This window comes from Acidimicrobiales bacterium, assembly GCA_030747595.1.
Lineage (GTDB): Bacteria > Actinomycetota > Acidimicrobiia > Acidimicrobiales > MedAcidi-G1 > UBA9410.
Map to the genome: position 1 here is coordinate 11,848 of JASLKK010000003.1, position 21,477 is coordinate 33,324.

General features: G+C 66.9%; 16 protein-coding genes. 12 read left to right on the top strand and 4 right to left on the bottom strand.

The annotated features are described in order from the left end of the window. Positions 1–73: 73 nt before the first annotated feature. Positions 74–1,426 carry a type III glutamate--ammonia ligase gene (gene glnT / locus QF777_02630; protein MDP6910448.1) on the top strand — a complete coding sequence of 451 codons (1,353 nt, stop codon included), beginning with the start codon at positions 74–76 and terminating at the stop codon, positions 1,424–1,426. A gap of 60 nt (positions 1,427–1,486) precedes the next feature. Here glnT and QF777_02635 read toward each other — a convergent pair whose 3' ends face one another. After that, on the bottom strand, positions 1,487–3,109 hold the full coding sequence (locus QF777_02635; protein MDP6910449.1) for an AMP-binding protein: 1,623 nt from the start codon (positions 3,107–3,109) through the stop codon (positions 1,487–1,489). 83 nt (positions 3,110–3,192) lie between these two features. Here QF777_02635 and QF777_02640 point away from each other — a divergent pair, with 83 nt between their 5' ends. Continuing rightward, the gene (locus QF777_02640) at positions 3,193–3,945 is read left to right on the top strand and encodes an SDR family oxidoreductase (protein MDP6910450.1); all 753 of its coding nucleotides are present in this window, start codon (positions 3,193–3,195) and stop codon (positions 3,943–3,945) included. A 69-nt stretch (positions 3,946–4,014) separates the two neighbouring features. Beyond that, positions 4,015–4,926 carry a phytanoyl-CoA dioxygenase family protein gene (locus QF777_02645; GenBank protein MDP6910451.1) on the top strand — a complete coding sequence of 304 codons (912 nt, stop codon included), beginning with the start codon at positions 4,015–4,017 and terminating at the stop codon, positions 4,924–4,926. Between the two features lie 25 nt (positions 4,927–4,951). Here QF777_02645 and QF777_02650 read toward each other — a convergent pair whose 3' ends face one another. Then, complete coding sequence (locus QF777_02650; protein ID MDP6910452.1) at positions 4,952–5,917, bottom strand: hypothetical protein; 966 nt, start codon at positions 5,915–5,917, stop codon at positions 4,952–4,954. A gap of 64 nt (positions 5,918–5,981) precedes the next feature. On the opposite strand from QF777_02650, the gene QF777_02655 reads away from it, so the two are divergent. Next, a complete protein-coding gene (locus QF777_02655; GenBank protein MDP6910453.1) occupies positions 5,982–6,824 on the top strand; it encodes a phytanoyl-CoA dioxygenase family protein in 843 nt (280 codons plus the stop codon). A gap of 20 nt (positions 6,825–6,844) precedes the next feature. Here the strand turns inward: QF777_02655 and QF777_02660 are convergent, their stop codons facing one another. Beyond that, on the bottom strand, positions 6,845–8,080 hold the full coding sequence (locus tag QF777_02660) for an aminotransferase class V-fold PLP-dependent enzyme (GenBank protein ID MDP6910454.1): 1,236 nt from the start codon (positions 8,078–8,080) through the stop codon (positions 6,845–6,847). Positions 8,081–8,551: 471 nt separating this feature from the next. Here QF777_02660 and QF777_02665 point away from each other — a divergent pair, with 471 nt between their 5' ends. From QF777_02665 to QF777_02700, 8 genes are all read left to right on the top strand, one after another. Beyond that, complete coding sequence (locus QF777_02665; protein MDP6910455.1) at positions 8,552–9,532, top strand: ribose-phosphate diphosphokinase; 981 nt, start codon at positions 8,552–8,554, stop codon at positions 9,530–9,532. A 110-nt stretch (positions 9,533–9,642) separates the two neighbouring features. Further along, positions 9,643–10,338 carry a 50S ribosomal protein L25 gene (locus QF777_02670; protein ID MDP6910456.1) on the top strand — a complete coding sequence of 232 codons (696 nt, stop codon included), beginning with the start codon at positions 9,643–9,645 and terminating at the stop codon, positions 10,336–10,338. Between the two features lie 21 nt (positions 10,339–10,359). Next, positions 10,360–10,971, top strand: a complete 612-nt coding sequence (pth, locus tag QF777_02675; protein ID MDP6910457.1) for an aminoacyl-tRNA hydrolase — start codon at positions 10,360–10,362, stop codon at positions 10,969–10,971. A 48-nt stretch (positions 10,972–11,019) separates the two neighbouring features. After that, positions 11,020–14,529 (top strand): transcription-repair coupling factor, encoded by a 3,510-nt coding sequence (gene mfd, locus QF777_02680; protein MDP6910458.1) that lies wholly within the window; start codon positions 11,020–11,022, stop codon positions 14,527–14,529. Positions 14,530–14,552: 23 nt separating this feature from the next. Further along, a complete protein-coding gene (locus QF777_02685) occupies positions 14,553–15,482 on the top strand; it encodes a peptidylprolyl isomerase (protein MDP6910459.1) in 930 nt (309 codons plus the stop codon). Positions 15,483–15,505: 23 nt separating this feature from the next. Then, positions 15,506–16,894 (top strand): MazG nucleotide pyrophosphohydrolase domain-containing protein, encoded by a 1,389-nt coding sequence (locus tag QF777_02690; protein MDP6910460.1) that lies wholly within the window; start codon positions 15,506–15,508, stop codon positions 16,892–16,894. A gap of 10 nt (positions 16,895–16,904) precedes the next feature. After that, positions 16,905–18,182: a phosphopyruvate hydratase gene (eno, locus tag QF777_02695; GenBank protein ID MDP6910461.1), complete on the top strand. Its 1,278-nt coding sequence runs from the start codon at positions 16,905–16,907 to the stop codon at positions 18,180–18,182. Between the two features lie 3 nt (positions 18,183–18,185). Continuing rightward, positions 18,186–18,512 carry a septum formation initiator family protein gene (locus tag QF777_02700; protein MDP6910462.1) on the top strand — a complete coding sequence of 109 codons (327 nt, stop codon included), beginning with the start codon at positions 18,186–18,188 and terminating at the stop codon, positions 18,510–18,512. 37 nt (positions 18,513–18,549) lie between these two features. On the opposite strand, the gene ppc is transcribed toward QF777_02700, so the two are convergent. After that, positions 18,550–21,363, bottom strand: coding sequence for a phosphoenolpyruvate carboxylase (ppc, locus tag QF777_02705; GenBank protein ID MDP6910463.1), 2,814 nt, complete (start codon positions 21,361–21,363; stop codon positions 18,550–18,552). Positions 21,364–21,477: the final 114 nt, after the last annotated feature.

Here is a 21,477-nt window from a genome sequence, read left to right on the forward strand (position 1 = left end):
CTACCGTGCCAGACGCAGTCGTACCGCCACGGCCGCCGCACCAGTGGGTGCGCCATCAGGGGGAGGTTGGTCGATGACGCCGGACGAACTGAAGTCCCAGATCGCTGACGACGGGGTGGAGTTCATCTACGCCATGTTCGTCGAGATGCACGGCAAGCCGTGCGCCAAGCTGGTGCCCGTCACCGCCATTGACGACCTGTTGGAGGTGGGTGCCGGGTTTGCCGGGTTCGCCGCCGGGCCGCTTAGCCAGAATCCGGCCGACCCCGACATCCTGGCCATCCCCGATCCGGATTCGTACGTCCAGTTCCCGTGGCAGCCCAACGTGGCCGCCATGCAGTGCGACGCCACCGTGGAGGGCGAGCTTTGGCCCTACGCGCCGCGGGTAATCCTGCAGCAGGTGCTCGCCCGGGCCGCCGAGCAGAACCTGGTACTCAAGGCGGGAGCCGAAGTGGAGTACTCGCTGCTGCGGCGTCACGAGGACGGCTCGCTGAGCGTGGCCGACGAGCGGGACGTGTCGACGGCGCCCTGCTACGACGCTCGGGGCCTGACGGCGGTGCTCGACCACCTGAGCACGGTGTCACGACACATGGATGCCATGGGGTGGGGCAACTACGCCAACGACCACGAGGACGCCAACGGCCAGTTCGAGCAGAACTTCAAGTACGCCGATGCCCTTACCACCGCCGATCGCCTGGTCGTGCTTCGCCTGATGTTGCACACGCTGGCCCGACGGGATGGTCGGTACGTAACGTTCATGCCCAAGCCGTTCGCTGACAAGACGGGCAATGGGTTGCACACCCACCTCAGCCTGTGGACTGCCGACTCCGACGAACCGCTGTTCCACGACGACGACGATCCGAGGGGACTGGGCCTCAGTGAGATGGCCTACCAGTTCACCGGCGGGATCCTGGACCACGCCCAGGGGCTGACCGGGATCGTCTGCCCGACGGTTAACTCGTTCAAGCGCATTGGTGTTGGTCCGCCTGACTCGGGGGCCACCTGGGCGCCTTCGTACGTGGCCTATGGAGGGAACAACAGGACACAGATGATCCGCATCCCCGAGGGTGGCCGCCTCGAGGTCCGGGTGCCCGATGGGTCGGCTAACCCCTACCTGGCCCTGGCTGCCCTGTTGGCCAGCGGCCTGGACGGGATTGAACGTGCTGTGGATCCGGGCGAGCCCAACACCGACAACCTGTTCACGCTGTCACTTGACGAGATCGCCGCCCGGGGCATCGCCGCGCTGCCGCCCACCTTGCTGCACGCCATGGATGCCCTGGTGGCCGACGACGCCCTCCGATCAGCGATGGGGTCGGGTCGCGATGGCGACTACGTGGACTACTTCGCCGAGGTGAAGCGGGCCGAGTTCCGTGCCGTCAACGACCAGGTCTCTCCGGCCGAGATCGACCGGTACCTCACGCTGATGTAGAGCAGCCGGTCGCTCCTGATCGGTTGCCCTCGGTGGCCTATTGCCATTCCCGCCGCGGGATCAGGCCATCTCCGTCCACTGGCCGTCCACCCACTGGTCGCGGAGCACGAACTTCTGGATCTTGCCGCTACCCGTGAGTGGGTACTCCTCTACTTCGAACCAGTGGCGGGGCGTCTTGTGGGGCGCCAGGTGTTCCCGAAGGTAGGTGAACAGCTCGTTGCGGTCGATGGCCTGGCCGGGGGCCGGCCGCACGAAGGCCGATACCACCTCACCCCACTTGTCGTCGGGTAGGCCCACCACGGCCACTTCGCCCACCGTGGGGTGGGCGAACAGCAACTCCTCGAGCTCCCTGGGATAGATGTTCTCGCCGCCCCGGATGATCATGTCCTTGAGGCGACCCTCGATGGTCAGGTAGCCCCGCTCGTCCATGGCCGCTAGGTCGCCGGTGTGCAGCCACCCGTCGGCGTCGATCGTTTCAGCGGTGGCATCGGGCATCTCGTAGTAGCCGTGCATGACCAGATAACCGCGGGCGCAGTACTCACCGACCGTGCCTGGGGGCACCGTCTCGCCGGTCTCCGGGTCGATGATCTTGACCTCCACGTGGGGCATGGCGTTGCCGATGGTCGACGCCTTGTCCTCGATGGTGTCCGTGGTGTGGGTCATCGACGACACCGGCGACAACTCGGTCTGGCCGAACACGATGGTGAACGGAGCCTTCAGTTCCCGCTCGAGGCGTTCCACGAGCGCCGCGGGCACCGTGGAGCCGCCGGAGCAGATGGCCTCGATGGCCGACAGGTCGCGGATGGCGAAGTCCGGGTGTTCGAGCATCGCCACGAGCATGGTGGGTACGCCCAGCATGGCCGCCCCGTCGTAGGCCTCGATGAGTTCCAGCACGAGGCCCGGGTCGAAGGCCTCGACCAGAACCATGGTCATCTTCATCGACACCGCGGTGAGGACCCCGAGCACGCACCCACCGGTATGGAACAGCGGCATGGTCAGGACGTAGACGGCGCCCTCGGTGACCCCGACCCGGTCGCCGGTGTGGGCACCGTTGTTGACCAGGCCCCGATGGTGCAGCAGGGCACCCTTGGGGAAGCCGGTGGTGCCCGACGTGTACTGGATCATGCAGGGGTCCATCGGGTCGGGGTCGGGCAGCTCGCCGTCCCAGACATCGCCCGAAGCCAGGAAGTCCTTCCACTCGTCTAGGCGGATGACCTCGCGCAGTTCGGGGCACTCCGACTGCACGTCGAGGGCTGTGCCCAGCATCGGGTTGCCCCGGAACTCGGGGAGCAAGATCAGCCCTGCCGCCCGGGACTGGGTCAGGACGTACTGCAGTTCCCGGGCCTGGTAGGCCGGGTTGATGGTTACCAGGATCACCCCTGCCATGCCGCAGGCAAACTCCAACACCACCCACTGGGGCACGTTGGGAGCCCAAAGTGCCACTCGCTCCCCAGGCTCGAAGCGGACCCGCAGGGCACGGGCCGCCCGTTCGGCGTCAGCCAACAAATCGGCGTAGGTCCACTCGCGGCGGCCGGCGGGATCGGGCACGCCGGCCACCAGGGCCCGCCGGTCGGGGACCTGGGCGGCCACCTCACGAAGCAACCCGCCGATAGTCAAGTCGCGTAACGGCGGTTCGGAGGGGCCGCGGGTCTCGGAGAGGGTGAGGGTGCTGGCATCGGTCATGAACGGTGACCGTACTGTGGAGGCCGCGGCTGGTTCGTGGGCGGGGCTACATTCCGCGGAGTTGCAGCACTGAGACAGGGGGAATGCCTGTGGGGGCACTGGACGGAAAGTCGATCGTGGTCACAGGGGCCAGCAGCGGCATCGGCGAGGCCATTGCCCGCCGGATGGTTGCCGAGGGGGCCCGGGTCGTGGTGGGCAGTCGGTCGGAACCGTCGGTGGACGGTGCGGTCTGGGTGCCGACCGACGTCACCGATCCGGTGGCCGTCGATGCGCTGGTCGCCGCGGCAGTCGACGCCTACGGGGGCCTCGACGTGATGGTGGCCAATGCCGGGGTCCAGATTGCGAAGACGGTTGCCGACACCACCGACGCAGAGTTCGACCAAGTCATCGGGGTCAACGTGCGGGGTGTGTTCAACTGCTGCCGGGCCGCCGTGCGCTACATGCGCGACCACGGAGGGGGGTCCATTGTCAACATCGGGTCGGTGGCCGGCGACATGGCCGACCACGGGATGGCCGTGTACAACGCCTCCAAGGGAGCGGTGCATTCGCTGACCCGTGCGGTGGCTGTCGACCACGGGCGTGACGGGGTGCGCTGCAACGCCATCCGTCCCGGGTGGATCACCACCGAGATGGCCGAGGTGGTCTTCGCCGGGGCTGATGATCCGGCGGCCATGCGAGCTGACGTGGTGGATGCCCATCCGGTGGGTCGTCTCGGGTCACCTGGCGACATCGCGGCGTTGGCCGTGTGGCTGGCGTCTGATGAGTCGACGTTCGTGTCGGGGAGCCTGTTCACCGTCGACGGGGGCCTTACCGCCCAGAGTCCCGTCAGGAGCTGAGCCGGGGGCGGGTCGTCCGTTCATCCGACGGAACTGGACGTTCGTTCAGCCCATCGGTAGCGTGCACCCATGGCCGGATCACCCACCACCGGGCCACCTGTTGCTGGGTCGCTGGCCGCGACACAGATCGCGACCTATCGGGACGAGGGGTACCTCTTCCCGGTTCCGGTGTTCGACGCTGACGAGGCGGCCGAACTACGGGCCGCCTTCGAGGCCTTTGAGGCTCGCTGGAGCGACGACACCCACTTACCCCGCCCCTTCGCCCAATACCTGCGCGACGGAATGCAGGTCATCAGCCCGGTGGCCGACCGCATTGCCCGCCACCCGGCGGTCCTCGACGTCATCGAGTCGATCCTCGGCCCGGATCTGATGGTCTGGACGTGCGAACTGTTGGCCAAGGAACCCCACAGCTCGAAGATGCTGACCATGCACCAGGATCTCCACTATTGGGGCTTCGACGCCATTGGCCAGCATGTCACTGCGTGGATTGCCCTGTCGGAGGTGACTGACGAGAACGGCGCCATGCACTTCGTTCGGGGAAGCCACCGGTGGGGCAATGTCGACCACTACGACACGTTCGGCGCCGACAACATCTTGAGTCGAGGCCAGCAGGTGACGGTGACCCACGATCCGGCCGACGAGGTGGTGGTGGCCCTTAGCCCCGGAGAGATGTCCCTGCACGACGGCCTGATGGTCCATGGATCGGGACCCAACGTCTCTGACGTGCGGCGGGTCGGCGTGGCCATCAGGTACCTGACGCCGTCGGTTCGAATGCAGGCCGGGAGGGATGACTACGCCACACCAGTACGTGGGGACTGCTCAGGGGCCGAGCTGCTAATGCTTCCAGTGCCTGCCGTCGACTTCGACCCCGAGACGGTGCCGTTCCATGAACGGATGCTGGTGGCCCACGATGAGACGCTGGGGGCCGGAGCCACCCAACCCATGGTCTACGACGGGATCAGAACGGTCGAATCAGCCTGACGCCACTCGGCATCAGAGCCGGCCCTCAGGAGCCGGTGGGGTAGCCGGGGTAGGAGTCTTTGAACACGCCCTGGTGGAGCAGTACCTCAGCGGTCGGCCCGTCACCCTCGGTGTCGGTTAGTACCGTCCGGGTCCAGTAGGACTCGGTGCGACGGCTGGCACCCATGGCCACGATTTCCCGGTCGACCCGGTACGTGTGTCCGACCAGCACCGGTCGGCCCAGTAAGCGCACCTCCAAGTCGATGAAAAGACCGATGGATGGCTGGCGGGCCGCGAACCCCGAGTGCTTTGATGCCGAGTTGGTCAACACGCTGAGCATCTCGATGGGGACGATTGGGCCGCCCCAGGTCGTGTCGGCCTCCGGCAGATACCACGGCGACGGTTCGGTGATCCGGTCCAGTTTGTGGGCTAGCGAGAACGGGTAGAGGTCACCGAAGTCCTCGTCGAAGGTCACGGTGACCGATTCGTCGCCCGGTCCGGTCATGCCGACGGACAGAATGTCGATGACGTGGAGGTCGCCCGGTGGCTCAGCCTTCGCTCGGGCCAGCCTAGGGGCCAGTGCGGTGTCCGGATGGTCGGGGCCGACCGAAGCCGTCCCAGTCAGCACCGGCGTGCCGTCGGCCTTGGCCGCATCGATGGTGACCCGGCAGGCGTCAGATTTGTCGTCCGTCACACTGGCCCGTACCTGCTCGCCTCCGACGACCATGGTCTGGAAGTGGGCGCTCAGGCATCCGTGGGAGAACCACCGGTCCCCCCACCGGTCGACCAGCAGTGGATCGAACTGGCTGAAGTGGGTCGGTCCTTCGATGGGTCCGGCGGTCAGGCCAAGGGAGGCCGCGGTAGCGTCGTCATGCACACTGGCGTGACCGCCATAGGACTGGTCGGCCAGCATCTGGGCGGGCGCTCGCAGCGGTCCGGAGACCGTGTCCTCGACGCTGCGGTCCAGTTCGGTATCGAACGGCTGCGGGGTGTAGCGGAGATCTTCGGCCATGGGCGGACGGTATCGGTAGGCCGGCGTTTGCGCTGGGTTGGCGACAGCAGGAAGGATGCGCGTCATGAAGACTCTCACAACCGTGGATCGCGACGAACCGATCGATGAGTTGCTGGCCCATTTGCATCGTGACGGCGGGGTGATCGTCCGGGACCTGCTGTCCGACGAGGGACGCCTGGCCATCATCGAGGATCTGGCCGGAGCTATGGAGGTCATTGAGCCGGGGTCCCGGAGCGGGCTCGAGCAATGGGAGCTCTTCCACGGTCGGGAGACGATCCGGTTCTGTGGGCTGGCTGCTCGAAGTCGGGCCTTCGTCGACCACGCCCTTTTGGAACCGGTGTTCGGTGCGGTCACCGACCACGAGCTGCTCGGCGGGTGCACCTCCTACTGGTTGAACACCGGCCAGGTCATGGCTGTCGGCCCGGGGGAGAAGGCCCAGTACCTCCATCGCGACGAGAACAACTGGCCCGAGGCCATCACTGCCGAACGGGAGATCACCGTCAGTTGCATGTTTGCCCTCTCGGAGTTCACCCGGGCCAACGGGGCCACCGTCGTGGTGCCCGGGACGCAGGCCTTGCCGCCCGGACTGGTGCGCGGTCACGAGGTAACCGAGGACGACCTGGCCTACGCCGAGATGCCGGCCGGCGCCGGCCTCATCTATTCGGGCAAGGTCATCCACGGCGCTGGCGCCAACACCACCGACGTAATGCGGTACGGCATGCACGTGAGTTTCGTGGCCGGGTGGCTGCGACCCGAGGAGGCCAGCCCGCTCCACGTCGATCGGGCCCGGGCCGCCGGCCTACCCGAGGAGGCCCGAAGGCTGCTGGGTTGGTCGTCGTACCACTCCGAGGGTGGCGGTCGGACGTGGCTGGTCGACTTCGAGGACGCCGCCGACCTGTTCACCTGATCAGGACACGACTTTCTCCGTTATTCCAGAGTCGAGTATGCGCCGGCCTCGGGTTCGGAGCAGCGGTCACCGGTTGACCGCACCTCGTCCACGGCATCGGCAAGGTCGGCCAACCACTCGTCCACGATCGGTGCGTTACCGGCGCTCACCGTCAGGTGCAGGTTGTCTGGTGGTGCCTGCCGATCGTGGTGCCAACCCCGGGAGGCCAGGGCATCGCCCACCGCATACGGATCGAGCGGTCGATCGGCTACGACATCGGCGGTGATGGAGAGCAGGTGGTGGCGAGGGTCGCCAAGCACCGTCAGTCCGTCCATGGCCCGAACGCCGGCCCGGATCCGGTCGGCGGCCTCCAGCGCGGTGCGAACCAGACGCCGGTAGCCGTCGACGCCGAGGAACCGAACCACGGCCCATGCGGCGGCCATTGGTAGGCCCGACCGGGTGCCCTGCAGGTTCGGTGTGACGTACCGCCCACCCAACCAGCCGTCGAAGTCGAACGTCTGGTAACGCCGCAGCGCCCGGGACCGGTGGAGCAGCACCGACACCCCCTTGGGGGCGTAGCCCAGTTTGTGGAGGTCGGCCGAGATGCTGGTCACGCCTTCGACCGCTAGATCCCACGGCGGAGCCGACCACGCCTGTGGCTGCTCCAGGGCGGCGAACGGGAGGACGAAGCCGCCCATGCATGCGTCGACGTGGCACGACGCCCCGGCCTCGGCAGCCATTGCCGCGATCTCGGTCACCGGGTCGACCACCCCCTGCGGGTACTGGGGTGCGGAGGCCACTACCAGGGCCGTGCGATCGGAGATGGCGTCGGCCATTGCGTCGAGGTCGGGCGTCCAGTCCCCGGTCACGTCCACGACACGGGTTCGCAGTCCGAACAGGTGGGCTCCTTTGTGGAAGGCCGCATGGGCGCTGGTCGCCAGCACGATCTCCGGCTCGTTGACGCCGCGTTCGGCCCGGGCCCGCTCCCGGGCCGCCTCCACCGCACACAGGATGCTCTCGGTCCCACCACTGGTCACGAAGCCCGCAGTCCCCTCCGGGCCATGGAGCAGGTCAGCTGTCCAGGCGCAGAGTTCGGACTGAATGGTGCCCAGTGACGGGAAGGCGGCGGTGCTGAGCGCGTTCTCATGCAGGAACGCCCGGGCCGCCCGTTCGGCCACGTCACGGACCTCGGCGCCACCGTCGAACACCAGGCCGAAGGTACGCCCCTCGTCCCAACGGACGTCGTCGTGGCGTTTGTCCTCCAATTCGGCCAGCACCTGATCAGCCGGCGTAGGACCTGCGGGGAAGCGCTTCGAGTCGGGGGGAGGCGTGGGAGTGGAGATGGGAACGACAATAGGGTCGAACCAGTGGATGGTGCCGGGCCCTTCTCGTTTTCCCATCCGGTCGACGAGGTGTCGGCGGCACGGCCACGGTGCTGGTGGTCGCCGTGTCGGCCGTCGCCTTGCTGGAGGCATTTCTCGGTCTGTGCCTCGGATCCCACCTATTCCGCCTGCTGATTCAATTGGGGCTGGCGCCGCCCGAGACGTGCGAGGCATGGGTCAACCTCTGGGAGGCGCGCTGAGCAACCTCGGGTGATCCACTGGATCGGAGCCTGCTGAGGTACCCGAGGCCGGCAACCTTTCGGCATGGTCCCTTCGAAACTCGTCTACATCGGCTGATCCGTGCCACCAGTCGCCGACGTATGATCGAAAACGAAACCGCCCCCGACGAGGATCTCGCCGCAGCCCATGGAACTGGTCACGCACAAGAAGTTGTACCTCGTCGCCGGTCGGGCTAGCCGCCCGCTGGCCGAGGCCGTCGCCACCGAACTCGGCGAGTCCCTCGGGGAGCCCAACATTGCCGAGTTCGCGAACGGGGAGATCCACTGCAGGTTCTCCGAGTCGATCCGAGGTTGCGACGCCTTCATCATTCAGACCCACTGCCATTCTGAGGGCATGTCGATCAACGACACCCTGATGGAGCAGTTGATCATGGTCGACGCGGCGCGCCGGGCCTCGGCCAAGCGGATCACCGTGGTCTGCCCGCACTACGGCTACGCCCGTCAGGACCGGAAGGCATCGGGCCGCGAGCCCATCACAGCCAAGCTGGTGGCGAACCTGTTCAAGGAGGCCGGAGCCAGCCGCCTAGTGGGGATCGACCTGCACTCGGGTCAGATTCAGGGCTTCTTTGACGGGCCAGTCGACCACCTCACCGCCATGCCGGTCCTCGTCGACCGTCTGCGGTTACTCGAGGGAGACCTAGCCATCGTGTCTCCTGATGCCGGTCGAGTAAAGGTGGCCGAGCGTTATGCAAATCAGTTGGACGCCGATCTGGCCATTGTTCACAAGCGCCGCAGCCATACGGCGTTCAACACCGTGGAGGCCAAGGAGGTCGTTGGTGAAGTGGAGGGCAAGGTCTGCGTCATCGTCGACGACATGATCGACACGGCGGGCACCGTCTGTGCCGCGGCCGAGCAGTTAGCCGAACGAGGCGCCTCGCGGGTCATCGCGGCGACTACCCATGGCGTGTTCTCCGGACCGGCACTGGAGCGACTGTCTGCGTCGCCCATCGAGAAGGTCATCGTCACCGACACGGTGCCGCTGCCCGACGGTGCCGACCTCGACCTGGTCGAGGTTCTGTCCGTGGCCCCAATCATCGCCCGAGCCATCGACGCCGTCTTCGAGGACGCGTCGGTCAGCGAGATCTTCGGCGGCGACAACCTCTCCTGACGCCCCGGGGCCGTGCGCCGGTAGGCTTTTCTGCCGGTCCCCACAAGACCACCTGTCCGAACCTGCCGACCCGCGCAGGCCGGTTGAACGCACCTCCAGAAAGCACTTCCATGAGCGAGATCGTCCTCTCCGCAGAGACCACCCGGGAAACCGGAACCCGGTCCAGCCGCCGCCTCCGTCGCGCGGGTCGTATCCCCGCTGCCGTCTATGGCCTTAGCCAGGACCCGGTCAGCATCGACGTCGACTGGCCGGACTTGCGTCGTGTGTTGACGACCGATGCCGGCGTGAACGCGGTGATCCACCTTGAGTTTGACGGCGCCAAGCAGATGTCGATCGTCAAGGACATCCAGCGTCACCCGGTACGCCGTGACGTGATCCACGTCGACTTTCTGCGTATCGACCCCAAGCAGGACGTGACCGTCGACGTCCCCATCGTCATGGTCGGGGAGGCCAAGGAGGTCTCCGATGCCGACGGCATGGTCGACCAGAACCTGTTCAGCCTGACTGTGAACGCCGCGCCGGACAGCATCCCCAACGAGCTCGAGATCGATATCTCGGACCTCGTCATCGGCGATTCCAAGCGTGTCGGCGATATCGCCCTCCCGGCCGGCGTCACTACCGACGTCGACGTCGAGGAGACAGTGGCCGTCGGCATGATCACCCGCTCCACGTTGGAGGCCATGGCCGCCGACGAGGCTGCTGAGGAAGAGGCTGCCGAAGGCGCCGAGGCTTCGGACGGCGAGGACGGCCAGGACGGCGAAGGTGGCGAGGGCGGCGACGCTGACGAGGCCGCCGACTCCGAGTAGCGACTAGGACCGACACGACACGTGCTGCGTCGGTCCCGCGCCGAACGGACCGGGGAACCGGCGGCCCTACTGGTCGTCGGCCTCGGAAATCCCGGAGACGACTACGACGGCACGCGCCACAACGTGGGTGCCGACGTCGTTGCCGTCCTGGCCGACCGCCACGGTGGCTCGATGCGTCGGTCCAAGGAACTTGCCCTGTCGTGCGAGGTCCGCATTGGTGGCCAGCGAGTGGCGTTGGCGTTTCCGCAGACCTTCATGAACGAGTCGGGTCAGTCGGTTCGCAAGCTCACGCACCGGCATGGGGTGGACGATCCGGCCCGGATCGTCGTTGTCCATGACGAACTCGACCTGCCGGTCGGCAGCCTGCGGGTCAAAGTCGGCGGTGGCATGGCCGGCCACAACGGCCTGAAGTCGATCACCGCACATCTGAAGACACAGGACTACCTGCGGATCCGCATCGGGGTGGGTCGGCCCCCCGGTCGCCAGGCCGGCGCCGATTATGTTCTGCGCCGTCCCGGGAAGGCTGAGGTGGCTGAACTTGGTGTGATCGTGCAGGAGGCAGCCGACGCGGTGGAGGCGATCCTGGCAGAAGGTGTCGACGCCACCATGGGCCGCGTCAACGCCCGCTCCTGAGAAATCCTCCCTTGAGAAACCTCCGCTGAGAAACTTTCGCTGAGAAACATGTCGAACCTCCTGGAGCACCTCCCCGCGTTGCTCGACGATGAGCCGTCGGTGGCTGCCGTATTGGGTCGCCGGACCGCCTCGCTCGCCGTTGCCGAACCGGCCCGGGCCGTGGTTTTGGCCTCCCTCGTGCGCCGGACGGGACGGACGCCACTAGTGGTGGCCGTCCCAACTGGGACCGAGGCCGAGCGCCTGGCCAACGACCTACGGCTCTTTCTGGGGGATCGGGCCGTCGAGTTGTTTCTGGCATGGGAGACGTTGCCCTTCGAACGCATTAGTCCCGGCGTGGAGACCATGGGTCGCCGGCTTCGTGCCCTCCACCGGTTGGCTTCGCTTGATGACCGCCCGTTGGTAGTCGTGGCATCAGGAAGGGCGCTCGTCCAGCGACTCGGCCCGGGTGCCGGGCGGATCGACCCGGTTCGCATCGGACCCGGCGACACTGTCGACCAGCAGTCGCTCGTCGCGGACCTGGTGGCTGTGGGCTACCGGCGCGAATACCAGGTCGAGCATCGAGGTGAGCTGGCAGTACGTGGTTCGATCATCGATATCTGGCCGTCCACCGACGATGCGCCGGTCCGGATCGACCTGTGGGGCGACGAGGTGGAACGCCTGACCGAGTTCGGGGTGGCCGACCAGCGGGCCACTGTGCCCCGCTCCGAGGTCGAACTGCATCCCTGCCGAGAACTGCTTCCTGACGACGAGGTTCGGGCTCGGGCCACCCAACTGGTGGCCTCCGAACCTTGGGGTCGGGAGCAGTGGGATCGGCTGGCTGACGGCGAGCTGTTCGACGGAATGGAGTCGTGGTTGCCGTGGTTGTCCGGTGACGAGCGGGTCCTGTTCGACCTCGTCGACGATGACGCACTGGTGGTGGCCGTCGAACCTCGGCGGCTAAGAGATCGCATTGCTGACCTCCAGGCGGAGGAGGCGGAGCTGGCCGCCACGCTGGCCACCACGTGGGGTGCCGACGACACGGTCTTCCCCCGGCTGCATACCGACTGGGATCGCCTACTGGCCCATACCGGCGCCCCGGTCTGGACCATGGACGCCGTACCGGACGGGCCCGGCGTGGAGACCGTTCAGGCTTCCGGTTGGGGCCGTGATGTCGCAGTGGCCGTGATTGCCGAAGACTCCGAGGGGCCGGCTGGACGGCTTCGACGCCTGCTGGCCGAAGGCCACCGGGTGGTGGTGGCTGCCGACGGGGAGGGGAGCGCCGACCAGTTGGCGCGCCGGCTCCTCGACGCCGAGATCGAGGTCTTTCGTCCGGGTGCCCACCTGGAGGGAGAAGACCTCCGGTTCCCGACCGGCGCATCGCTGGTCGTGGCGCCCGTCGAGCGGGGCTTCGTCCTGCCGGGCTCCCGGCTGGCGCTCGTCACCGAGGGCGAGCTCACCGGCCGCCGACGGACCAGGCGACGGACCCGGCCTCGCCGACGGTCGGCCATCCGGGTGTTTGAGGATCTGGCACCTGGTGACTACGTCGTCCATGAGCACCACGGGGTGGCCCGCTTCGGCGGTCTGACTACCCGGTCGATGGGCGGCGTCGAACGCGACTACCTGCTGCTCGAGTACCGGGGCGACGACCGGCTCTATCTCCCAACCGACCAGATCGACGCCATTCGCCCCCACACGGGCGGCGAAGTCCCGACCCTGAGCCGCATGGGTGGGTCGGACTGGCAGAAAACCCGGGCCCGGGTGCGGTCCGAGGTGGCCGAGATCGCCGAGGAACTGGTGGTGCTCTACCAGCAGCGGGTGACCGCCGAGGGCCACGCCTTCGCTGAGGACACCCCGTGGCAGCGAGAGCTCGAACAGGCCTTCCCATTTCAGGAGACGCCCGACCAGTTGCGAGCTATCGATGAGGTCAAGGCCGATATGGAGCGGCCGGTGCCCATGGATCGCCTGGTGTGCGGTGACGTCGGCTTCGGCAAGACCGAGGTGGCGGTGCGCGCCGTGTTCAAGGCCGTGCAGGACGGTCGTCAGGCCGCCGTGCTGGTCCCGACCACCTTGTTGGCCCAGCAGCACGGCCAGACGTTCCGGGACCGCTTCGCCCCGTACCCGGTACGCGTCGAGGTGTTGAGCCGCTTCCTGACCACCGCTGAAGCCAGGACGGTGTCGGAGGGGTTGGCCGACGGATCGATCGACGTGGTGATCGGCACCCACCGCCTGTTGTCGGCCGACGTCCGGTTCGCCCGCCTCGGCCTGCTCGTCGTTGATGAGGAGCAGCGGTTTGGCGTCAGCCACAAGGAGGCGATCAAGACGTTCCGGGCCAACGTCGACGTTCTGACCCTGACCGCCACCCCGATTCCCCGAACGTTGGAGATGTCGCTTACCGGCATCCGCGACCTCAGCCTGCTCGACACCCCACCTGCGGATCGCCAACCCATCCTCACCTACGTGGGCGACTACGACGAACGTCCGATCGCCGAGGCGATTCGGCGCGAGTTGTTGCGCGAGGGGCAGGTGTTCTTCGTCCACAACCGGGTGCACGACATCGACCAGGTGGCCGGTGGGGTACGCGATCTAGTGCCCGAGGCGCGGGTTGCCGTCGCCCACGGACAGATGGACGAGACCAGCCTGGAGTCGGTGGTATTCGACTTCTGGGAGGGTCGCTACGACGTTCTGGTTTGCACCACCATCATCGAGTCGGGCATCGACATGCCGACGGTCAACACCCTGGTCGTGGACCGGGCCGACCTTCTGGGTCTGGGCCAGCTCCACCAGCTGCGGGGCCGGGTCGGCCGTGCAGGACAACGGGCCTACGCCTACCTCTTCACTCCGCCGGACAGGTCGCTCAGCGAACAGGCCCACGAACGGCTCCGCACCATCGGCGAAACCACTGAGCTGGGTTCGGGCTTTCGGATTGCCATGCGCGACCTTGAGATCCGGGGGGCCGGCAACCTGCTGGGCACCGGGCAGACCGGGCACATTGCGGCGGTGGGCTATGACCTCTACTGCCAGATGGTTACCGAGGCGGTGGCTGAGCTGGCTGGAACGGCATCGGTGCCGCAGGCCGAGATCCGTGTTGAGTTGCCGGTCGACGCCCACCTGCCGGAGGACTACGTGTCCCGAAGCGACCTACGACTCGAGGCCTACCGCAAGCTTGCCAACGCCGGAACCGAGCCTGATCCGGCTGCCGTCGACGCCGTGCAGGCCGAGTGGGAAGACCGCTATGGGCCGATTCCTCAGCCGGTGAAGGCGCTCCTGGCGGTGGCCCGCCTCCGTACGGCATGCGTGGCCCGTGGCATTACCGAAGTCATGGTTGGCAAGGGCCCCGGTCTCGGCGGGCCCGAACACATTGCCCGCTGTGCCCCGGTGGTCCTCCCCTTGAGTCGCCAGGCCCGCCTGGCCCGCCTGTATCGCGACGCCCGGTACAAGGAAGAGCAGCAGCAGGTCTTCCTGCCGCTGAAGAAGCCCAGCTCCGGCGACCTCGCGTCGGTGCTAACCGAGATTCTGGAAGACGTCGTGCCACTGTTTGAGGCTGGCGTGGCGACGGGTGTCGGCACCGCCACGACCTGAGGATCGCGTAGCCTGCACGACCTGTGCGTCCCTTGAACGAGGTCCCCGCGAAGAGACGAGTCGGCTCGACCGCCAGTGCGCTGGTCGCCCTCACCCTGCCCATCATGCTGCTGGTCGCAGCCTGTGGTTCCTCGGTCGAGGCGATCCGGGTCGGCGAGACCACGTTGGATCGGGAGGGAGTGGCCGCCCTTGTGGCCGAGGCCACCGGAGGCCCGGTGGATGTCGAAGCCGTGAATGCCGAGGCGGCGGCCAACGTCGTCGACCGGTACGTCCGTTACGAGGCGCTGTCCGACCTTTTGGCCGAATACGACGTGGCGGTCGATGCCGAGGCGCGCACTGCTGCCCGGGATCGCCTGATCGCTGCCGGCGTGGATGCCGGAGACCCCTCGTTGCCGCGCTTCATCGGGTGGCAGTCCGCCCTCGACGTGGTGGAGGAGGCCGGAGGCGGCATCCGGGCCGCCTACGAGGCCAACGCCCACCTGCTGGGCCACGACCTGTGCACCAGTCACATTCTCGTCTCTTACGAGGACGATGCCCGGGCCGTCATGCATCTCCTTGAGTCCGGGGAGGACTTCGCGGCATTGGCCGGATCGGTCTCCCAGGATCCGGGATCGGGACAGGCCGGCGGATCGCTGGGTTGTGTCGGACTCGGTCGTTTCGTTCCCACATTTGAACGGGCCGCCCTCGGAGCCCTAGCTGCCGGTGAGACTCTGGTGGGTCCGGTACCCAGCGAGTTCGGTTTCCACGTGATTCGCATCGACGAGGTGCGTCCCGTCGAGCCTGTGGCATTCGACGACCTCGGGGTCCGCCTGTCCGCCGCGCTACTCCAGATCGCCGGGCTGACCCGTACCGTCGAGGTGGACGCACGTTTCGGTGACTGGGACCCCGTGGTGGGACGGGTCGCTCCGCCCGCCGGCCCGCTAGCTCCGGCGCTCGCCCGACTGGGTTCGTGATCCGACGAGGTTCGTGAGGTCCGGTGAGCGGTCAGCACGTTTCCGCCACTAACGAACGTCCCCGGGTGACGGTGGTCGGCCTCGGGCCGGCCGGACCCGACCTGTGCACGACGGCCACGTTGGTCGCCATCGGCGAGCATCCCCATCGACTTGTCCGGACAGTCCGCCATCCGGCGGTCTCCGTGCTCGGTGACGCGGTGGTGGCCCTCGACCACCACTACGAGTCGGCTGTCTCGTTTACCGAGGTCTACGCCGGGGTGGTCGAGGAGGTGGTGGTCGCCGCCGAAGTTCACAGTCAGGTCCTGTATGCCGTGCCCGGTTCGCCGATGGTGGCCGAGCACACCGTCGAACTTCTGTTAGCCGACGATCGGGTCGACGTGACCCTCGTTCCGGCCCTGTCATTCTTGGACCTCGCCTGGGTGCGACTGGGCGTGGATCCGTTAGATAGCGGCGTCCGTATCGTCGACGCCCACCGCTTTCCGGTCGAGGCGGCCGGCGAGCGGGGACCATTGCTGGTCGCCCAGGTCGACAGCCCGGCGGTACTGGCCGACGTCGTGGCTGCCGTTGTCGATCCGCCGGACGAGCCGGTGACCGTGTTGCAGGGACTTGGTACCGACGACGAACGGATCGTGCAGGCCCTCTGGGATGACCTGCCCGATGTGGTCGACCCCGATCACCTGACGTCGTTGTTCGTACCCCGTCTGGCTGCGCCCATTGCCGCCGAGGTGCAGCGGTTCGTGGATCTGGTGGCCGTGTTGAGGCGCGAATGTCCTTGGGATGCCGAGCAGACGCACACCACACTGCGGCCCCACCTCCTGGAGGAGGCCCATGAGGTCCTCGAGGCCCTCGACGAATTCGACGAGGTCAGCGGTGAGGGCTCGGAGGCCCTTGAGGAGGAACTCGGCGACTTGCTCTTCCAGGTGGTCTTCCACGCTCGGATAGCGGCTGATGACGGGCGCTTCGACCTGGCTGACGTGACCCGGGGGATCCACGACAAACTCCGTCACCGGCACCCCCATGTGTTCAGGCCCGAGTCCGGTGAAGACCCGGTGGGCGTCGATGGTTCGGCCGACGTAGTGGCCAACTGGGACCGGATCAAGCAGGTCGAGAAGGGGAGGGAATCAGTGTTGGACGGCATTCCGCCGACACTGCCCGCCCTGGCCGTCGCCCAGAAGGTCGTCCGTCGAGCCGCCGGCATCGACGTCGAACCCGACCTTTCGCTGTCCGGGCTTCGGGATGACGAGGCGTTGGACGACGAGGCGTTGGGGGATCTCCTGCTGGCCTTGACAGTGTCTGCCTGGTCCGCCGGCCTAGATGCGGAGGACGCGCTACGCGGAGCGGTTGGTCGATTCTCGACGGTCGTCCGGGCCACCGAGTTGGAGCGCCTCTACGGCGGGGACCACCCCCGGTAGCGTTCAGGCCATGAGCAGCATCGCCGTGGTCGCCGGTCGTCAGGTCATCGACAGTCGGGGGAACCCGACGGTGGAGGTTGACGTCGTCCTGGAATCCGGTGCATCCGGCCGGGCCATGGTGCCCAGCGGCGCTTCGACCGGGATGTTTGAGGCCGTGGAACTCCGTGATGGTGGTGACCGGTGGGCCGGCAAGGGCGTGGGAGCCGCGGTGGCCAACGTGAACGGAGAGTTGGCGGCTGCCGTCCGGGGGTTGGATGCCTACGACCAGCGGTCCGTCGATTGGGCCCTGTGCGACTGCGACGGCACCGAAGACAAGGGCCGCCTGGGTGCAAACGCCATTCTCGGCGTGTCGCTCGCTGTGGTCCGTGCTGCGGCCGCGGATGCCGAGGCGCCGCTGTTCCGCTACGTCGGCGGCGCCAACGCCCACGTGCTGCCCGTGCCCATGCTCAATGTCCTTAATGGTGGCGAGCATGCCGACAACAACGTCGACCTGCAGGAATTCATGCTGATGCCGGTGGGTGCCGCCTCGTTCTCCGAGGGCCTGCGGTGGGGCGTCGAGTGTTATCACGTGCTCAAGAAGGTTCTGTCCGAGCGGGGCATGGCCACGGCCGTCGGCGACGAGGGCGGGTTCGCCCCAAACCTGGGTTCCAATGAGGAGGCCATCACCTTGCTGATGGAGGCCGTCGAAAGGGCCGGGCTCACCCCGGGCGATGACATGGGTATAGCGCTGGACGCTGCCTCCACCGAGTTCTTCCACGACGGCGCCTACCGTCTGGCTGGCGAGGGTCGGACTCTGTCGTCCGATGAGATGGCCGGCTACCTGGCCGACCTCTCGGACCGGTACCCGATCGTGTCCATCGAGGACGGCATGGCCGAAGAGGACTGGGATGGCTGGGCCGCCCTGTACGGGCTGGTCGGTGATCGGGTCCAACTAGTGGGCGATGACCTGTTCGTTACCAACGTCACCCGTCTCCAGAGGGGCATCGACGCCGACGTGGCCAACTCGATCCTCGTGAAGGTCAACCAGATCGGCACGCTTACCGAGACCCTCGAGGCAATCGAGATGGCTACCGCCAACGGATGGACGGCCGTCATGTCGCATCGGTCCGGGGAAACCGAGGACACCACGATCGCCGACCTGGCCGTGGCCACCAACTGTGGCCAGATCAAGACCGGTGCGCCGGCCCGTAGTGACCGGGTGGCCAAGTACAACCAGTTGCTTCGTATCGAGGAGATGCTCGGTGAAGCGGCCGCCTTCCGTGGGCGGGCCGCGCTAGCCGGCGGCTGAACCGTGCGACCAGCCGCCACCCGACGGCTGATCCTGCTGTTGGTGGTCGTCACCGCAGCCGCTGCTGCATTGCCGCTCGGGGTGGTGCCGTTTCGCGACTGGTTGGAGCAGCGGGACCGCACCGCAGCGCTGCGGGTCGAGGTTGAAGCCGTCGAGGACGTCAACCGGGGCTACGACGAACGGATCGACGCCCTGGGTACCGATGAAGAGATCGAACGGCGGGCCCGCGAGGACTACGGCCTGATCCGGCCTGATGAGGAGGCCTACGCCATTCCGCCGTCACCCCGTGCCGAACGAGAGATCCCTGGCGTCTGGCCCTTTGGCGACTGATGGGCCACCTACCCCGAACTCCCGGGCAACGGTTGCTTCAGCCGGTATTGCGCATTCCCGCGGCGATGCCGTTGATGGTCAGCAGTAGTCCCCGCTGGAGCTCGTCGTCGGCTGGCATACCTTTGGCCGGGCCGGACCGGGAACGATGCAGCATCTCCACCTGGAGGACGTTGAGCGGGTCGAGGTAGGCGTCGCGGACGGCCAGGGTGCGGCGCAGCGTCGGCTTCTCGGCCAGCAGGGCGGCACCGGTGATGGCCCGGATCTCGTCGGCCGTCCGGTGGTACTCGTCGACCACCGTGTCGAAGAGGTGGTGCAGCGACGGATCCACCAGGCGTTCCACGTAGTGGTGGGCAATGGCCAGGTCGGTCTTGGTCAGCGTCATCTCGACATTGGAGACGTAGGTCCGGAAGAAGTGCCAGTCCTTGTACATGGCGCGTAGTTCGTCGCCATGGCCGGCCGCCCGACACGCCGCCAGGCCGCTACCGGCGCCGAACCAGCCTGGGATGATCTGACGGGACTGCGTCCACCCGAACACCCAGGGGATGGCTCGTAGGTCGGCGATACCGGTGGTGGCCCCCCGGCGTCGGGCTGGGCGCGAACCGATGTTCATCTCGCCCAACTCCTCGACCGGCGTCGAGGTGGTGAAGTACTCCACCAGTCCTGGGGTCTCGACGAAACTCCGGTAGGCCGCGTAGGCGTCGTCTGCCATGTCGTCCATGATCGAGTGCCACCGGATGATGGTGGCCTCGTCGTGCCGGGGGGCCCTGTGGGCCAGTGACGCTTCGATCACCGCGGTGAACGCCAGGTCAAGATTTCGGCGGGCGATCTCGGGGTGCCCGTACTTGTCGGCGATGACTTCGCCCTGTTCGGTGAACTTCACTTCGCCGTCCAGTACGCCGTTTGGTTGTCCGAGGATCGAGGCATGGGTGGGGCCTCCACCCCGGCCAATCGTCCCGCCTCGGCCGTGAAAGACGCGAATGGGGATTCCCGTCTCGTCGGAGACCTCTCGGATAACCCGCAGGGCCTTGTGAATTTCCCACTGTGAGGTGGTGATGCCCCCGTCCTTGTTGGAATCCGAGTAGCCGACCATGACCTCCTGATTGCCGCCGCGGAGCTCCACGATGCGGCGGTAGGGGGCCACGGCGAACAGGGCCCGGAGGGTGGGCCCGATCGAGCGGAGGTCGTCGATGGTCTCGAAGAGGGGCACGAACCCGATCCGCGCCGTGTCGTGCGCTGGGTCGATGAGCCCCACCTCGCGGGCCAGCACCACGGGGGCCAGGACGTCCTGGACGCCCTGGGTCATGGAGATGACGTAGCTCTCGATCACGTCGTCACCGTCGCGGTCCATGATCTGACGCAGGGTTCGGAACAGTGCCAGAGCACCGGCGTCGTCGGGCGTGGCGGGCGGTGCCAGTGGCCGTCGGCTCTCCATCTCGGCGGCCAGAAGAGTGCAGCGTTCGGCCGGGGTGAGTGCGCCGTAGTCGACGTCGTTGGCGGCAAATAGCGTGGTCAGGGCGTCGTGGTGACGATCGGAGTGTTCGCGGACGTCGAGGGTGGCGAAGTGGAAGCCGATCACCTGGAGGATCCGTCGCACCCGGGCAACGGCTCCGTCGGCCAACAGGCCGCCACCGTTGGCTCGCAGGGAACGGTCGATGACCTGAAGGTCGGCGTGGAGTTCGGACGGTGACTCGTATCCACGTATCCCGGCGGTTGCGGTTTGGAAACCGGCGGTGGCCCGAAGTCGACGCCGGATGGCTTCGCACCGGATCCGGTAGGGCTCCGAGTGGTCGACCCGGTTGCCCAGGTCGGACAGCATTGAACGGTCGGCCTCGGTGGCCGTGGCAAGTTCATCGGACACGCCGTGGACCCTCGTGCTGATACTCAACTCATGGCCTAGGTCACGCACCTCCTCGGTGAGGATCTCGAGTGCGCGGCGGCGCTGCAGGCCGAGCACCTCGGCGGTGGTGGCCGGGAGCACGTTGGGGTTGCCGTCCCGATCGCCACCCACCCACGTCCCGAACCGGATGGGTACTCGATCGGCGGGCAGCGACTGGCCGATGGAGGATAGGGCGGCCTGCATTTCGTCGAACAGGTCGGGGATGGCCTCCCGGACCGTCAGGCCGATGTAGTAGAGGACTGAACGCGCCTCGTCCATCGGATCGGGGCGTACATGCCGCAGTTCGTCGGTCTGCCAGACGGCGTCGATGATCTCTTCGATTCGGCGGTCGATCCGTCGCTGGTCGGCCTCGGTGCGGCGCTGCTCGGACCGCTGTTCGAGGAGTTGACTCACCGTGGCCAATTTGTCGAGGATGGCCCGACGTGACGCCTCGGTCGGATGCGCGGTGAAGACCGGTCGGACCTCGGCTCGTCCGATGAGGGTGGCGATCTCGTTGGGGGTGACGCCCGTCGCCACCAACGAGTGGATGGTTTCCTCGAACTGGTTGGCGGCGTTGGGTGATCCTGAGTTGAGGTCCTCGATGCGGTGGACCTGTTCGGCCACGTTGGCCAGGTGGAAGTAGACGGTGAAGGCCCGGACTAGGAGGATGGCGTGGGCCACATCGGTGTCGTCGAACAACTCGTGGAGTTCGGTGGCCGCCCATCCTTTGGCAGAAGAGCTGGCGACGGCTGGCTCGTCGACGATCTGGCCATCGGGTGGGGTTTCCCGGGTGCCTTGCTCTCGGAGGTGTCGGGTTAGAGAGCGGACCCGTTCCACGGCCTCTAGTAGATCTTCGCCGTGCTGGCGCACCAGCGTGTTTCCCAACTGGGTCCCGAGGCGTCGGATGTCGGCCCGGAGGGCGGCGTCGGTGGGCTCAGGACCGCGCTCAGGTGTAACTGATGTCAACTGTGACATGCGGGAAACCTAGTTCTTGCGAGGGACCGAATCGTCCCTGTGGTTCTATCTACTTGAATACGAGGAAACATTCGTGCAGAATGCGTATCAGTTTCCTCCGCCCCATCCAGCATA